This window comes from Micromonospora sp. CNZ285, assembly GCF_004637285.1.
In genome coordinates, this window is sequence record NZ_SPQD01000001.1 from 3,397,766 (window position 1) to 3,411,543 (window position 13,778).

Annotated in this window: 14 protein-coding genes and 1 pseudogene; 7 read left to right on the plus strand and 8 right to left on the minus strand. The window is 75.1% G+C overall.

Annotated elements, in window-relative coordinates; all coding sequences use genetic code 11:
- The first annotated feature begins 394 nt into the window (after positions 1-394).
- Complete coding sequence (locus tag CLT75_RS15200; protein ID WP_135241248.1) at positions 395-670, plus strand: hypothetical protein; 276 nt, start codon at positions 395-397, stop codon at positions 668-670.
- Here CLT75_RS15200 and CLT75_RS15205 read toward each other — a convergent pair.
- From CLT75_RS15205 to CLT75_RS15220, 5 genes and pseudogenes are all read right to left on the minus strand, one after another.
- Entirely contained in the window at positions 663-1,220 is a 558-nt protein-coding gene (locus tag CLT75_RS15205) for a Trp biosynthesis-associated membrane protein (protein ID WP_135241249.1), read from the minus strand. The genes CLT75_RS15200 and CLT75_RS15205 overlap by 8 nt on opposite strands.
- Entirely contained in the window at positions 1,217-2,770 is a 1,554-nt protein-coding gene (locus CLT75_RS15210) for an anthranilate synthase component I (RefSeq protein WP_135241250.1), read from the minus strand. Before CLT75_RS15210 ends, CLT75_RS15205 begins: the two co-directional genes overlap by 4 nt.
- Positions 2,767-3,180 carry a phosphoribosyl-AMP cyclohydrolase gene (hisI, locus tag CLT75_RS33290; RefSeq protein ID WP_135244022.1) on the minus strand — a complete coding sequence of 138 codons (414 nt, stop codon included), beginning with the start codon at positions 3,178-3,180 and terminating at the stop codon, positions 2,767-2,769. The genes CLT75_RS15210 and hisI overlap by 4 nt, the downstream gene beginning before the upstream one ends.
- 189 nt (positions 3,181-3,369) lie before the next feature.
- Positions 3,370-4,008 (minus strand): annotated as a pseudogene (locus CLT75_RS33295) (phosphoribosyl-AMP cyclohydrolase); the annotation flags it as partial.
- Between the two features lie 151 nt (positions 4,009-4,159).
- A complete protein-coding gene (locus tag CLT75_RS15220; protein WP_013287558.1) occupies positions 4,160-4,549 on the minus strand; it encodes a MerR family transcriptional regulator in 390 nt (129 codons plus the stop codon).
- A gap of 110 nt (positions 4,550-4,659) precedes the next feature.
- Between CLT75_RS15220 and CLT75_RS15225 the strand changes: the two genes are divergently transcribed.
- Genes CLT75_RS15225 through CLT75_RS15235 form a run of 3 tightly spaced genes read left to right on the plus strand, consistent with a single transcriptional unit; the run spans position 4,660 to position 6,727 of the window.
- Positions 4,660-5,382, plus strand: a complete 723-nt coding sequence (locus CLT75_RS15225; RefSeq protein WP_013287559.1) for an ABC transporter ATP-binding protein — start codon at positions 4,660-4,662, stop codon at positions 5,380-5,382.
- Entirely contained in the window at positions 5,379-6,134 is a 756-nt protein-coding gene (locus CLT75_RS15230) for an ABC transporter permease (protein ID WP_135241251.1), read from the plus strand. The genes CLT75_RS15225 and CLT75_RS15230 overlap by 4 nt, the downstream gene beginning before the upstream one ends.
- A complete protein-coding gene (locus CLT75_RS15235; RefSeq protein WP_013475814.1) occupies positions 6,131-6,727 on the plus strand; it encodes a TetR/AcrR family transcriptional regulator in 597 nt (198 codons plus the stop codon). The genes CLT75_RS15230 and CLT75_RS15235 overlap by 4 nt, the downstream gene beginning before the upstream one ends.
- A 19-nt stretch (positions 6,728-6,746) precedes the next feature.
- Here CLT75_RS15235 and CLT75_RS15240 read toward each other — a convergent pair whose 3' ends face one another.
- On the minus strand, positions 6,747-7,478 hold the full coding sequence (locus CLT75_RS15240) for a DUF2470 domain-containing protein (RefSeq protein WP_135241252.1): 732 nt from the start codon (positions 7,476-7,478) through the stop codon (positions 6,747-6,749).
- Positions 7,479-7,545: 67 nt separating this feature from the next.
- Here CLT75_RS15240 and rpsD point away from each other — a divergent pair, with 67 nt between their 5' ends.
- Positions 7,546-8,154, plus strand: a complete 609-nt coding sequence (rpsD, locus tag CLT75_RS15245; protein ID WP_135241253.1) for a 30S ribosomal protein S4 — start codon at positions 7,546-7,548, stop codon at positions 8,152-8,154.
- A 4-nt stretch (positions 8,155-8,158) separates the two neighbouring features.
- Here the strand turns inward: rpsD and CLT75_RS15250 are convergent, their stop codons facing one another.
- On the minus strand, positions 8,159-9,943 hold the full coding sequence (locus tag CLT75_RS15250; protein WP_135241254.1) for an ABC transporter ATP-binding protein: 1,785 nt from the start codon (positions 9,941-9,943) through the stop codon (positions 8,159-8,161).
- Complete coding sequence (locus CLT75_RS15255) at positions 9,940-11,814, minus strand: ABC transporter ATP-binding protein (protein WP_209310329.1); 1,875 nt, start codon at positions 11,812-11,814, stop codon at positions 9,940-9,942. Before CLT75_RS15255 ends, CLT75_RS15250 begins: the two co-directional genes overlap by 4 nt.
- Positions 11,815-12,007: 193 nt before the next feature.
- On the opposite strand from CLT75_RS15255, the gene CLT75_RS15260 reads away from it, so the two are divergent.
- Positions 12,008-12,637 (plus strand): TIGR03085 family metal-binding protein, encoded by a 630-nt coding sequence (locus CLT75_RS15260; RefSeq protein ID WP_135241255.1) that lies wholly within the window; start codon positions 12,008-12,010, stop codon positions 12,635-12,637.
- Between the two features lie 128 nt (positions 12,638-12,765).
- Entirely contained in the window at positions 12,766-13,716 is a 951-nt protein-coding gene (locus CLT75_RS15265) for a terpene synthase family protein (protein WP_135241256.1), read from the plus strand.
- Positions 13,717-13,778: the final 62 nt, after the last annotated feature.

The window sequence follows — 13,778 nt, forward strand, 5'->3', positions numbered from 1 at the left end:
AGCAGTCACCAACGGACTCCCCTCTCCGGGCGTCATGGGCCGATGCTAGGGGGCGCCACCTGGCGACGAGTGCCGGGGGGTATGGCGCACCTCACGACATGGGCTGTGGCATGATGGCCGACTTCCGGTGAACGCCATGTCACGCAGCGCCACCGCTGGCATCGACCGTCACCCATCCCCTATCTCACCACGATCGTTCCGGGCCCGCAGGACGGGTTCCGGCGGCGGGCTGTGACCAAGCTCAAGGACCTCCGGCCCTGCCCAGGTCGTCCCCGGTGCGACAGCGTTGACCTGTGCTTCACGGCGGCGAAACGTCCGCCCGGAAGCATCGTCGTCGGGCACACTCGACGCCGGCGGCTGCCGACCGTCGCCAACGATCTCGTATGGGGTGACCATGAGCGCCAACGGGCCGACCCAGACCATCGGCTTGACCACCATCTCCCGTACCGTCGCCTCCCTCGCCGTCGGCGTGGTGGACACGCTCGAACGCGCGGTGGCCGGCGACGGCCGCATGCGTACCGCCCGCGGCAACGCCTGGGAGGCCGTCTGCGCCGACCGGGCCCGCGCCGCCCAGCGCCGTGAGCTGGAGCGGCTGGTGGCCGAGCTGGCCGCCGCGCGGGCCGCGGCCCGGCAGCGGCGCGACGCCCGCGAGGCGCAGCCGGTCAGCTGACCGTCGGGTCCTCGCCCCGGTCCAGCGCGTCCCACGCGTCCCGGGTGCCACGTTCGACCGCCGGCCGGCCGGGCTCGTCCGCCGGAGCGGACCGCCGCTCGTACCGGGCGCCCATCGCCGGCCAGCCGTCGCCGCGCAGGGCGGTGAACGCGCCACCGGCCGCCAGGGCCAGGCCACCGGCGAGCACCAGCGCCGGCCACTGCCGGCTCACCCCGGCCTCGGTCAGGCCGACCCCGCCGCCGACCGCCACCGCCAGGCCGACACCGGCCAGCAGCACACCCAGCAGCCGGCGCAGCCGGCCCCGGGTGGCGAGCACCGCGCCACCGCCGGCGAGTCCCACGTAGGTCAGCGCCAGCACCCACGGCAGCAGCTCCGTACCGGTGCGCTCGGCCCGCCCGGACGGCAGCGACCCCCGGGCGGTCGCCTCCACCGCCCAGGTCCGGGTCACCGCCCAGCAGGCCAGGCCCGCGCCGGCCAGGCAGAGCAGCACCGCGTACGCGAGTTCGCGCCGCCCGCGGGCCGCCGGCGCGGTGGTGCCGGGCGCGCTCACCGGGCGGCCCGCAGCGTCTCGGCGGCCGCGATGGCGGCGAGCACGGCGGCGGCCTTGCTGCGCGTCTCCCGGTCCTCGGCGGCGGGGTCGGAATCGGCCACGATCCCGGCGCCGGCCTGCACGTAGGCGCGGCCGTCGCGGATCAGCGCGGTACGGATCGCGATGGCCATGTCCAGGTCGCCGCCGAAGGCGAAGTAGCCGACGGTGCCGCCGTAGACGCCGCGCCGGACCGGCTCCAGCTCCTCGATGATCTCCATGGCCCGCACCTTGGGCGCGCCGCTGAGCGTCCCGGCGGGGAACGTCGCGGCCAGCGCGTCGAACGCGGTGCGGTCGTCGCGCAGCTCGCCGACGACTGTGGAGACGATGTGCATGACGTGGCTGTACCGCTCGATGGTGGCGAACTCGGGCACCTCGACGGTGCCCGGCCGGCACACCCGGCCCAGGTCGTTGCGGCCCAGGTCGACGAGCATCACGTGCTCGGCGCGTTCCTTGGGGTCGGCGAGCAGTTCGGCGGCGAGCCTCGCGTCGCCGTCCGGGGAGCCGCCGCGCGGGCGGGTGCCGGCGATCGGATGCAGCAGGGCCCGCCGCCGCCCGTCCGGCCCGGCGCTGACCTTGAGGTGCGCCTCCGGTGACGAGCCGACGATGTCGAAGCCGTCGAAGCGCAGCAGGTACATGTACGGGCTGGGGTTGGTGGTGCGCAGCACCCGGTAGACGTCGAGCGGGTCGGCGTCGGTGGGGCGTTCGAAGCGCTGGCTGAGCACGATCTGGAAGCACTCGCCGGCCCGGATCGCCTCCTTGGCCGTCTCCACCGCCTTCGGGTAGCCGCCCTCGGGGGTACGGCTGACCACCTCGCCGACGCCGGGCCGGTCCACCGTCGAGACCATGGGCGGAATCGGTCGGGACAGCGCGCTGGTCATCGCGTCGAGGCGGCCGACGGCGTGGTGGTACGCGGCCTCGACGAGCTCCGCCCGGTCGGGGTCGTCGAGCGGCGGCAGCACCGCGTTGGCGACCAGGATCGCCGAGCCCTCGTAGTGGTCGAGGACCACCAGGTCGGTCGCGAGCATCATGCCCAGCTCGGGCACGTCCAGCTCGTCCTCGGTGAGCTCGGGCAGGCGCTCGAAGCGGCGGACCAGGTCGTAGGCGAGGTAGCCGACCAGGCCACCGGTCAGCGGCGGCATGTCACCGGCCGGATCCCAGCCCGGCCCGGCGAGCGCGGCGACGGTCTCCCGCAGCACGGTGACCGGGTCGCCGCCGGTGTGCACGCCGGCGGGCGGGGTGCCGGTCCAGCGCGCCGCGCCGTCGCGCTCGGTCAGCGTGGCGCTGCTGCGGACGCCGATGAACGAGTAGCGCGACCACGCGGTGCCGGCCGAGCCGACGCCCTGCTCGGCGGACTCCAGCAGGAACGTGCCGGGACCGCCGGCCAGCTTGCGGTAGACCCCGACCGGCGTCTCCGCGTCGGCGAGCAGCCGCCGGGTCACCGGCACGACCCGCCAGCGGGCGGCCAGGCCGGCGAAGGTGGTCCGGTCCGGGCTGACGGTGCCGTCGGTCACGGGGTCACCTCCGGGGAGCCGACCGGCAGTTCGGTGAAGAAGCAGGTGCGCTGCCCGGTGTGGCAGGCCGCGCCGACCTGCTCGACGCTGACCAGCAGCGCGTCGCCGTCGCAGTCGAGCGCCACCGAGCGCACGTACTGGTGGTTGCCGGAGGTGGCGCCCTTGACCCAGTACTCGCCGCGGCTGCGCGACCAGTATGTGGCCCGGCCGGTGGTGAGCGTGCGGTGCAGCGCCTCGTCGTCCATCCAGGCGACCATCAGCACCTCGCCCGTGTCGTGGGCGCGGACCACGGCGGCGACCAGGCCGTCCGGGGTGCGGCGGAGCCGGGCCGCGATGGCCGGGTCGAGCCGGGACGGCCGGGCCGGGCCGGGAGTGGGGGCGCCGGTCAGCGGCGCGTCAGGGGCGGGCACGGTTGACCATTCTCCCGCACGCGGCCCGGGGACCGCCGACGTGTCCCGGGAGGCGGGCGTCACCGGCCCCAGCGCCCGGCCCAGCTGGGCGAGGTAGCGGTCCACCCGGCCGTCGGCGAGCGCCTCGGCCAGGTCCGCGCCGTGGGTGGCGGCGATCTCGTCGGCGTACGGACGGATCAGCGGGAGGATGCCGGTGACCAGCCGTCCGGCGGCGGCGCCGACCTCGGCCGGGTCGCCGGGGCGCGAGCCGAGGCAGAGCAGCATGTCGTCGCGGTAGCCGGGCGGGGCGACCGGCAGGTCCAGCGCGGCGGTCAGGGCGGCCCGGCGGGACACCACGCGTACCGAGGGGTTGGCCGGCCGCAGCACCGAGGGGCAGAGCCGGGCCAGGTCGGCCGCGGCGAGCCGGACCCCGGCCGGGTCGTCGGCCTCGCGGGCCGCGGCGACCTTGCCCAGCGTCGCGATCAGTTCCTCCAGGCGCGGCTCGTCGGCGGGCTGGCAGAGCACCGGCAGGTCGATCCGGCGGCGCCATTCCGGCGCGGCCCAGAGCAGCCGGGCGGGCGCGGTGACCGGGAGCCCGAACGCCCAGTCGGCGGGCTGGCCCAGGCGGCGCACCCAGGAGCGGATGTCGCGGGCGGCCACCGACACGTGCACGAGGCGACCGCCGAACTCGGCCAGGTACGCCCGCCGGGCCGCGTACGGGGTACCGCGGCGGGACGTGGGCTGCCGGGCTCCGGCGGCGGCGCGTCCGTCGTCGGCGGCGACGAGCACGTCCACGTCGACGTCGCTGTGCTCGGTGGCGGCCCGCCGGGCGTGGCTGCCGCGCAGCATGATCCCGACGACCGGCCGGTCCGCGACCTGCCGGAGTCGGGCGGCCCAGTCGTCGAGGAACCCGGTTTCGGACAACGGAGCTGGACCCACGGCGTCATGGTGCCGAGATCCGATCTTCCGGTGCCGGACTCCCTGTCCGCCATCGGGGTGGTCAGCCCGACTCCTCCTCCGCCCGGCGGTACGCGTCGATCTTGTGTTCGAGGACCTTCAGGTCCTCCTCCAGCTCGGCCATCCGGGCCAGCACCCGGGCCCGGTGCGCCTCGAACAGCGCCCGCCGCGCGCCCAGCGTGCTGTCGCCGTGCCGGGCCAGCTCGGCATAGCGGCGCATGTCGCGCACCGGCATCCCGGTGCGGCGCAGCCGGGTGAGCAGGAACAGCCAGTTGACGTCGGACTCGGTGTAGCGCCTTCGGCCGGACGAGTCCCGCCCGACGCGGCCCACCAGGCCCTCCTGCTCGTACCAGCGCAGCGTGTAGGTGGTCAGGCCGACCCGTTCCGCCGCCTCACCCACGGTGAGGCTCATCTCCCGCGTGCTGATGTCCACGCCCTCCAGGCTTCCAGTTCGAGCGCACTCGAAGTCAAGTCTTTCATTGCCCTGCCGACGGAATTCACCTACCGTTGAGTTCAACGGGTGATGAATTGATGGAGGCGAGCATGGACGACGCGGTGTCGGTCCGCGAGCTGGTGGTCGATCGGGGCGGGCGGCGGGTGCTGCACGGCATCAGCTGCGAGGTGCCCCGGGGCACGGTGACCGGGCTGCTCGGGCCCAGCGGCAGCGGCAAGACCACGCTGATGCGCGCGGTGGTCGGCGTGCAGACGGTCGGTTCCGGCACCGTCGACGTGCTCGGCCGCCCGGCCGGCTCGGCCGACCTGCGCCGCCGCGTGGGCTACCTGACCCAGGCGCCGAGCGTCTACGCCGACCTGACGGTACGGGAGAACGCCCGCTACTTCGCGGTGCTCCAGGGCCGGGGCCGCGCCGAGGCCGACCGCGCGGTGGCCGACGTCGGCCTCGCCGAGGCGGCCGACCAGCTCGTCGGCACACTCTCCGGCGGTCAGCGCAGCCGCGCCTCGCTCGCCTGCGCGCTCGTCGGCGAACCCGAACTGGTGATCCTCGACGAACCGACTGTCGGCCAGGACCCGGTGCTGCGGGCCGACCTGTGGGCCCGGTTCCACGCCATGGCCGCGAACGGCACCACGCTGCTGGTGTCCAGCCACGTGATGGACGAGGCCGCCCGCTGCGACCGGCTGCTGCTGATCCGCGAGGGCCGGCTGGTCGCCGACGACACCCCGGCCGCGGTCCGCGCCGCCACCGGGACCGACGACCTGGAGGAGGCGTTCCTGCGCCTGATCCGCGACGCCGAGGGAGAGGCGCGATGAACGGACGGATCCTGGCCGCCACCACCGGGCGCATCCTGCGCCAGCTCCGGCACGACCGGCGGACCGTGGCGCTGCTCGTGGTGGTGCCGTCGGTGCTGCTCACGCTCGTCTACTACATGTACGTCGACCAGCCTGCCCCGCCCGGCGGGCCGAGCACGTTCGACCGGGTGGCCCTGATCATGCTGGGCTTCTTCCCGTTCATCATCATGTTCCTCGTGACCAGCATCGCCATGCTCCGCGAGCGCACCACGGGCACGCTGGAGCGCCTGCTCACCACGCCGCTGGGCAAGCTCGACCTGCTGTTCGGGTACGGCATCGCGTTCGGCCTGGCCGGAGTGCTCCAGTCCACTGTCGCCTCGGTCGTTGCGTACCGGGTGTTCGGGCTGGAGACCGCGGGCAGCGCGTGGCTGGTCGTGCTGATCGCCGGGGTGAACGCGGTGCTCGCGGTGGCGCTCGGGCTGTTCTGCTCGGCGTTCGCCCGCACCGAGTTCCAGGCGGTCCAGTTCATGCCGGTGGTGGTGGCGCCGCAACTGCTGCTGTGCGGCCTGTTCGTGCCGCGCAACCAGATGGCCGGCTGGCTCCAGGCGATCAGCGACGCGCTGCCGCTGTCGTACGCGGTCGAGGCGTTGCAGGAGGTCGGCGCGCACGCCGAACCGACCGGGACGATGTGGCGGGACGTGGCGGTCGTGGCCGGGGCGGCGGTGGCGGCGCTGGTGCTGGCCGCCGCGACGCTGCGCCGGCGCAGCGGGTGAACGCGCGGCGCACCGGGCGGCGGCCCGGCACTCCGGACACCCGCGAGGCGATCCTCGCCGCGGCCCGGGAGGCGTTCGCCGAGCGCGGGTTCGACGCCGCGTCCATCCGGGCCATCGCCGCCGCGGCCGGAGTGGACCCGGCGCTCGTGCACCACTACTTCGGCGGCAAGGAGGAGCTGTTCCGGGCCGCGACGGCCTTCCCGGCCGACCCGGGACGGCTGCTGCCGGCGGTGCTCGCCGGCGGCCCGGACGCGCTCGGCGAGCGGATGGTCCGGGTGTTCCTGGAGGTCTGGGACTCCCCCACCGGCACCGCCGCGGTGGCGCTGCTGCGCTCGGCCGTCAGCAACGACTGGACCGCGCGCCTGCTGCGCGAGTTCCTGGTCACGCAGGTGCTGCGCCGGGTGCTCGACCAGCTCGACGTCGACCCGGCGCAGCGCGCGCTGCGCGGCGGGCTGGTCGCCACGCAGCTTGCCGGGCTGGCCATGATGCGGTACGTGCTCCGCCTCGACGCGGTCGCCACCGCCGAGCCGGCGACGCTGGTGGCAGCCATCGGCCCGACGGTCCAGCGGTACCTCACCGGCGACATCACCTGAGCCGGGCGCGCCGGCCGGCTCAGGCGACGGCGCGGGGGCAGAGCATCGGGTGCAGCAGACGGGACAGCTCCGCCACGTCGGCGACCGGCCGGGGGAAGGCGATCCGGGCCCGCCGGGTCGCGCCGGGCCGTCCGTGTGCGACCAGCAGGCCGTACCTGTCGATCCGCACCACCCGGGGGATCTGGTCGCCGGGCAGGTCCAGCCGCCGCCGCAGGTAGTCGCCGACCTGCTCGGCGTGGTGGTCGGCCAGGTCCGCGAGGAGGTCGGCCTCGACCGGGTGCAGCGGGTCCGGCGCGGCCTCCGCGAACGCCTCCGGGTCGACCCGGCGCACGCGCCCGGCGCGTTCCCAGCGGGCCTCGGCCACCTCGAAGCGGTGCAGGTGGAACCGGCTGCCCACGTCGAGCAGGTCGCCGGCCGGGTCGGTGGCGGCGAAGTCGACTGCCGCGTCGCGCGCCTCGTCCCCGTCCAGCCGCTCGGCCCAGCCGGACACCCAGGCCCGGCCGAGCGAGGGCGCCCCGGCCGCGGGCGGCAGGTCGAGCACGTCGAGCACGGTGGCCACGTCGGCGTCGCCCGCCGGCGGCACGAGCGCCGCGGCGAGGTCACTGACCACGGGTACGAGCAGCAGCACCCGCCCGTCCGGGTCGACGGCGTGCCGGACCTGGTGCGGGCCGGGGTGCCGGGCCAGGTGGACGAGGGCGGGCAACCGGCCCGCGACAAGGGTTCGCACGATCTCCGCCGGGCTGGGCCGCATGATCCCGACCTCCTCAAGATAGGTTAGGCTTACCTAAGAAGTAGGCTAGACGATCGGAGACGTCGACGTGAACCACCCCCGGCCCAAGGCACGGATCTCCCGCGCCCTCGGTATCCCGCTGACCCGCAAGTGCGTGCGGTACTTCGAGCGGCGCCCCTATCCCCCGGGCGTGCACGGCCGGTCCCGCCGCACCACCTCCGACTACCAGGTGCGGCTGCTGGAGAAGCAGCGGCTGCGCCACCAGTACAACGTCAGCGAGGCCCAGCTGCGCCGCCTGTTCGACGAGGCCGCCCGGGGCGCCGGCAAGACCGGCGAGACGCTCGTCGCGCTGCTGGAGCGGCGCCTCGACGCGGTGGTGCTGCGGGCCGGGCTGGCGCGCAGCATCTACCAGGCCCGCCAGCTCGTCGCACACGGCCACATCACCGTGGACGGGCGCAAGGTCGACCGGCCGTCGTACCGGCTGCGGCCCGGCCAGGTGGTCGGCGTACGCGAGCGCAGCCGCGCGCTGCCGCCGTTCCAGCTCGCCGCCGCCGGGGCGCACGCCGACGCGCAGCCCTGGCCGTACCTGTCGGCGCAGCCGGCCGAGCTGCGCGCCACGCTGGTACGCGAACCGGCCCGGCACGAGGTGCCGGTGGTGTGCGACGAGCAGCTGGTGGTGGAGTTCTACTCCCGCTGACCGGTCACCGGGTCTGTTCCAGCCAGGAGGCGTACAGCAGGGCGTACACCGAGTCGGCGTCGCGGACCAGCTCGTCGTGCGGGCCGCGCTGCACGATCCGGCCCCGGTCCACCACGATCACCTCGTCCGCCGCCTGCGCGGTGGACAGCCGGTGGGCGATGGCGAGCGTGGTCCGGCCCCGGGTCACCGCGTCGAGCGTCCGTTGCAGGCGGACCTCGGTGGCCGGGTCGACGGCGCTCGTCGCCTCGTCCAGCACCAGCAGGTCCGGATCCGCGACGTACGCCCGGGCGAGCGCGACGAGCTGCCGCTCGCCGACGCTCAGCGCCTCCCCGCGCTCGCCGACCGGCGTGTCCAGCCCGGACGGCAGCCCGTCCAGCCAGTCGGAGAGGCCCAGCTCGGCGAAGGCGGCGGTGAGCCGCTCGTCGGTCAGGTCGGGGCGGGCGAAGCGGACGTTCTCCCCGACCGTGGCGTCGAACAGGAAGCCGTCCTGCGGCACCATCACCACCCGGGAGCGCAGCGAGTCGAAGCGCACCTGCCGCAGGTCGACGCCGGAGAGCAGCACCGCGCCCTCGGTCGGGTCCATCAGCCGGGTGAGCAGCTTGGCGAACGTGGTCTTGCCGCTCCCGGTCTCGCCCACCACCGCCACCCGGCTCTTGGCCGGGATGTCCAGCGTCACGTCGTGCAGCACCGGCGGCCCGCCCGGGTAGGCGAACGTCACGCCGGCGAACCGGGCGTCCAGCGGCCCCGGCGGCAGCTCCCGGCCCTGCTCGCCCGGGTCGGCCACGTCCGGGGAGACGTCCAGCACGTCCAGCACCCGGCGCCAGCCGGCGATCGCGTTCTGCGCCTCGTTGAGGACCTCGGTGGCGATCTGCACCGGCTGGATGAACAGCGTGACCAGGAACAGGAACGCGGTGAGCTGGCCGACCGTCAGCGTGCCGTCCACGCCCAGGCTGACCCCGACCACCACCACGCCGGCCAGTGCCAGCCCGGCCGCCAGCTCCCCCACCGAGCTGCCCATGATGCTGATCCGGATGGCCCGCTGCTGGGCCACCCGCTGCCCGTCGATGGCCGTGTCCAGCCGCCGCGCGGTGCGCCCGGCGATGCCGTACGCCCGGATCACCGGCGCGCCCACCACGCTCTCGCCGATCGCGCCGAGCAGCGTGCCGGTGCGCTGCCGCACCAGCCCGTACGCCCCGGCGAGGCGGCGCTGCAACTGCCGGATCACCAGCACCGCGGGCGCGAACGCGACGAGCACCACGAGCGTCAACTGCCAGGAGTACGCGAGCATCACGGCGGTGGTCACCAGTAGCTGGCCCAGGTTGACGATCAGGATCACGCCGCCCCACTGCAGGAACTGGGTGATCTGGTCGACGTCGCTGGTCACCCGGGAGACGAGCGAGCCGCGCCGCTCGGACTGCTGGTGCAGCATGGACAGGTCGTGCACGTGCCGGAACGCCCGGGTGCGCACCCCGGCCAGCGCCGTCTCGCTGACCGTGAACAGGCGGCGCATCATCAGGTAGCCGCAGGCGGTGGTGACCACCAGCACCCCGGCGGTGATCGCCACGGTGAGCGAGATGACGTTCAGGTCGAGCCCGCCGACGATGCCGTGGTCGATGCCGCGTTGCACCGCCACCGGCACGGCCACCCGGCCGATCATGTAGACAAGCGCCAGCGCCAGCGTGCCGGCGAGGCCGGTGCGCAGCTCCGGGGAGAGCGCCAGGCCGCGCCGCAGCGTCCGCCAGGTGGTCTCCTCGGTGCTCTCGGTGTTCTCCCCCGTGGTCGTACTCACCGGTCCACCTCGATCTCCAGGCCCGAGGTCAACGGGGTGACCTCGTCGTACGTCCGATTCTGCTCGCGTTCCTGCTCGGCCTGCTCGTACGCGGTGACCAGGTCGGCGTAGCCGGGCACGGTGGCCAGCAGCTCGGTGTGGGTGCCGCGGGCGACCACCCGGCCCTGCTCCACGTAGATCACCTCGTCGGCGAGCGCGATGGTGGCCCGGCGGTACGCCACCACCAGGATCGACGCCGGCGCGCCGCCGTCGGTGGGCGCGCGCAGCCCGGCCAGGATGGCCGCCTCGACCCGCGGGTCGACGGCGCTCGTGGCGTCGTCGAGCACCAGCAGCCGGGGCCGCCCGGCGAGCGCCCGGGCCAGCGTGAGCCGCTGGCGCTGGCCGCCGGACAGCGACGTGCCCCGCTCGCCGACCATGGTGTCCAGCCCGTCCGGCAGCGCGGCCACGAAGCCGTCCGCCTCGGCCAGCCGCAGCGCCGCCCACACCTCGTCGTCGCCGATGCCGGCGCGGTCGAGCGCGATGTTGGCCCGGACCGTGTCGTCGAAGACGAACGGCACCTGCGCCACCAGCGCCACCGTGCCGGCGAGCGAGGCGGCGGTCAGCTCCCGCACGTCCACACCGTCCAGCGTGACCCGCCCGGCGCCCGGGTCGACCAGGCGCACGGCGAGCGACGCGATCGTCGACTTACCCGCGCCGGTGGGGCCCACCAGGGCGACGGTCTTGCCGGCCGGCACGGTGAACGTGACCTCGCCGAGCACCTGCGCGCCGGGCAGGTGCGCCTCGGCCGGCTCGTACGCGAAGTGCACGTCGTCGAAGCCGAGCGTGGCGGGCTCGCGGGTGGCCGGGTCGAGTGTCGTGGTGCCGTACGGCATCTCACCTGTCGCGTCGAGCACCCGGCGGACCCGGTCCCAGCCGGCGACGCTGCGCGGCAGCTCGGCGAGCACCCAGCCGATGGCGCGTACCGGGAAGGCCAGCACGGTGAACAGGAACGCGACGCTGACCAGCTCGGTCACGCTGATCGCGCCCTGCCGGTACCGGATCGCGCCGACCACCAGCACGGCGAGCGTGCCGAGGCTGGGCAGCGTCTCCAGCATCGGGTCGAACACGCCGCGCAGCCGGCCGACCGAGATCAGCGCGTCGCGCAGCTCACCGGCGCGAGAGGCGAAGCGGGCCGTCTCCTGGGCCTCGCGGCCCATCGTCTTGACCACCAGCGCGCCGTCGAAGCTCTCGTGCGCGATGCCGCTGACCTCGGCCCGCAGCCGCTGCGCCCGGGCCTGCCGGGGCGCCATCCGGCGGGAGTAGACCACGTTGAGCGCGAACAGCGCCGGGAACACCGCGAGGCCGACCAGGGCCAGCGCCCAGTCGGTGAAGAACAGCGAGGCCACCGCGCCGACGAGCATCACCAGCGTGCCGACCGCGAACGGCAGCGGCGCGATCGGGTACCAGGCCGCCTCCACGTCGGAGTTGGCGTTCGACAGCAGCGTGCCGGTGGAGTTGCGGTGGTGCCAGGAGAGCGGCAGGTCCAGGTAGCGGCGGGTGACCCGGCGGCGGTAGGCGGCCTGGAGCCGGTACTGCATGTAACCGGCGCCGAGGCGGCGGCCGAAGATGCCGACGACCCGCAGCACGCTGATGCCGAACAGCGCGGTCGCGGCGAGCGCCAGCGCCCCGCCGGCCACCTCGCCGCGCTCCACGGCCGGCACGACCACGTCGCCGACCACCGCGCCGACCACGTACGCGCTGGCGATCACCAGGAGGCCGAACAGCACGCTGCCGCTGACCGCGACCGCGAAGATCCGTGGCTGTTCCCGGATGGCCCGGCCGAGCACCCGTAGCCCTCTGCCGAGCACGTCCCGACTTGTCCCGCTCGCCACGCTCTCCCCCGCCGTAAGCCGCAGTTTTCTCCCCCATCCTTACCGCTCGGGGCCGGTCCCGCCGACCCGGCCCGGATATGTTCGCCGTCACGTTCCCACCGGAGCTGGGCGGACGACGGCCGGGAGCGGTCCGGCGGTCCGATCCCGCCGGGCGTGGCGCGCCGATCGGCCGGGACCGGCCTACGATCGGGCCATGCCGCGGTACGCCCGAGCGGAGCGCGAGGCGCTCGCCGACCTGATGCTGGAACTGGGACCGGACGCACCGACTGTGAACGAGGGGTGGTCGACCCGTGACCTGGCGGCGCACCTGCTGGTGCGGGAGCGCCGGCCGGACGCGGCGGGCGGCATCCTGCTGCCGCCGCTGCGCGGCTACGGCGAGTCGGTCCGCAAGCGGATCGCCGCCGGGCCGTACGCCGACCTGATCGCCCGGGTGCGCCGTCCCCCGGTGTGGAGCCCGGTGAGCAACCCGCTCACCGACGAACTCGCCAACGGGATGGAGTTCTTCATCCACCACGAGGACGTGCGGCGCGCCCGCCCGGGCTGGCACCCGCGCGATCTGCCGGCCGGGCAGCAGGCGGTGCTGTGGAAGCGGGTGTCCCTGCTGGCCCGGATGGCGCTGCGGCGGTTCCCGGCCGAGGTGCTGGTGCAGGCCCCGGGGTACGGCGAGCTGCGGGCCGGCGGTGGCGGCGAACGGCTGCGGCTGGTCGGCGCGCCGGGCGAGCTGGTGCTGTTCCTCACCGGACGGCAGCGGGTGGCCCGGGTCCAGGTGGACGGTCCGGCCGACCGCGCCGAGCGCCTGCGCACGGCCGAGCTGGGACTCTGACCGAGGGCGTGTAGCCGGTCGCTCGCACACCGTGGAAAGTGGACGGACCGGCTTCGATAACGGTTACGTCCTCCCGTACGCTCCTGCGCACCGGCCCGACCCCGCGGGGCGGCGGACAGGGGACGACGATGCGCGACTTCGCCCTCTCGGCACTGCACGAGCCGCCTTTTCCCTCCCGGCGGCACGCCGCCGTCGACGTGGCGGCCGCGGAGAGCGCCGCCTGGGTACGAGACTTCGGCCTGGTGAAGGACCAGGCCGGGCGCCGGCGCCTGGAAGGCGCGCACGCCGCGGAGCTGGCCGCGCGCGCCTGTCCCGAGGCGTCGCCGTCCGGGCTGCGGATGCTCACCGACCTGATCAACTGGCTGTTCGTGATGGACGACGCCTGTGACGACGACGGGCTCGGCGCGACGCCCACGCTGCTGGCGCCCACGCTGGCCGCGCTGCTGGCGGTGCTCGACCGGCACGGCGACCCGGAGGCGCCCGCGCCCGCCGACGGCGGTGCGATCGCCCTCGCGCTGCACGACCTGTGCCGCCGGGCCCGCGGCCGGGGCCGGCCGACCCACCTGCTGCGCCTGGTCAGCCAGTTGCGGGAGTACCTGCTGGCGCTGCTCTGGGAGGCCGCCAACCGGGAGCGCCACCGGGTGCCGGGGGTGGCCGAGTACACGCAGATGCGCCGACACACCGGCGGCGTGCGCCCCAGCTTCACGGTGACCGACCTGGCCCGCCCGTCCGCGCCCCGGGCCGACCAGCGGGTCGCGCCGGCGCTCACCGCGCTGGACGCGCTGGCCACGGATTTGGTCTGCTGGTGCAACGACCTGTTCTCCTACGGCAAGGAGCGGGGCGCCGCCCCGGAGGCGCACAACCTGGTCACCACGATCGCGGGCGAGACCGGGCAGGACGAGACGGCGGCGCTGTACGCGGCGGCGGACCGGTTCAACACGGCCCTCGCCACGTACGCGGAGCGGGACGCGGCGCTGAGCGCGGTGGCCGACGAGGGGATGCGGGTCTTCCTGGACACCCGCCGGGACTGGATCCGGGCCACGTACGACTGGTCCCGCGCGGCCGGCCGGTACGCCTGACCGGTTCCAGCAGGCGGGACCGCTGACGACTCGACCGATCGGGGCTAGCCGCTGGCCGGGTG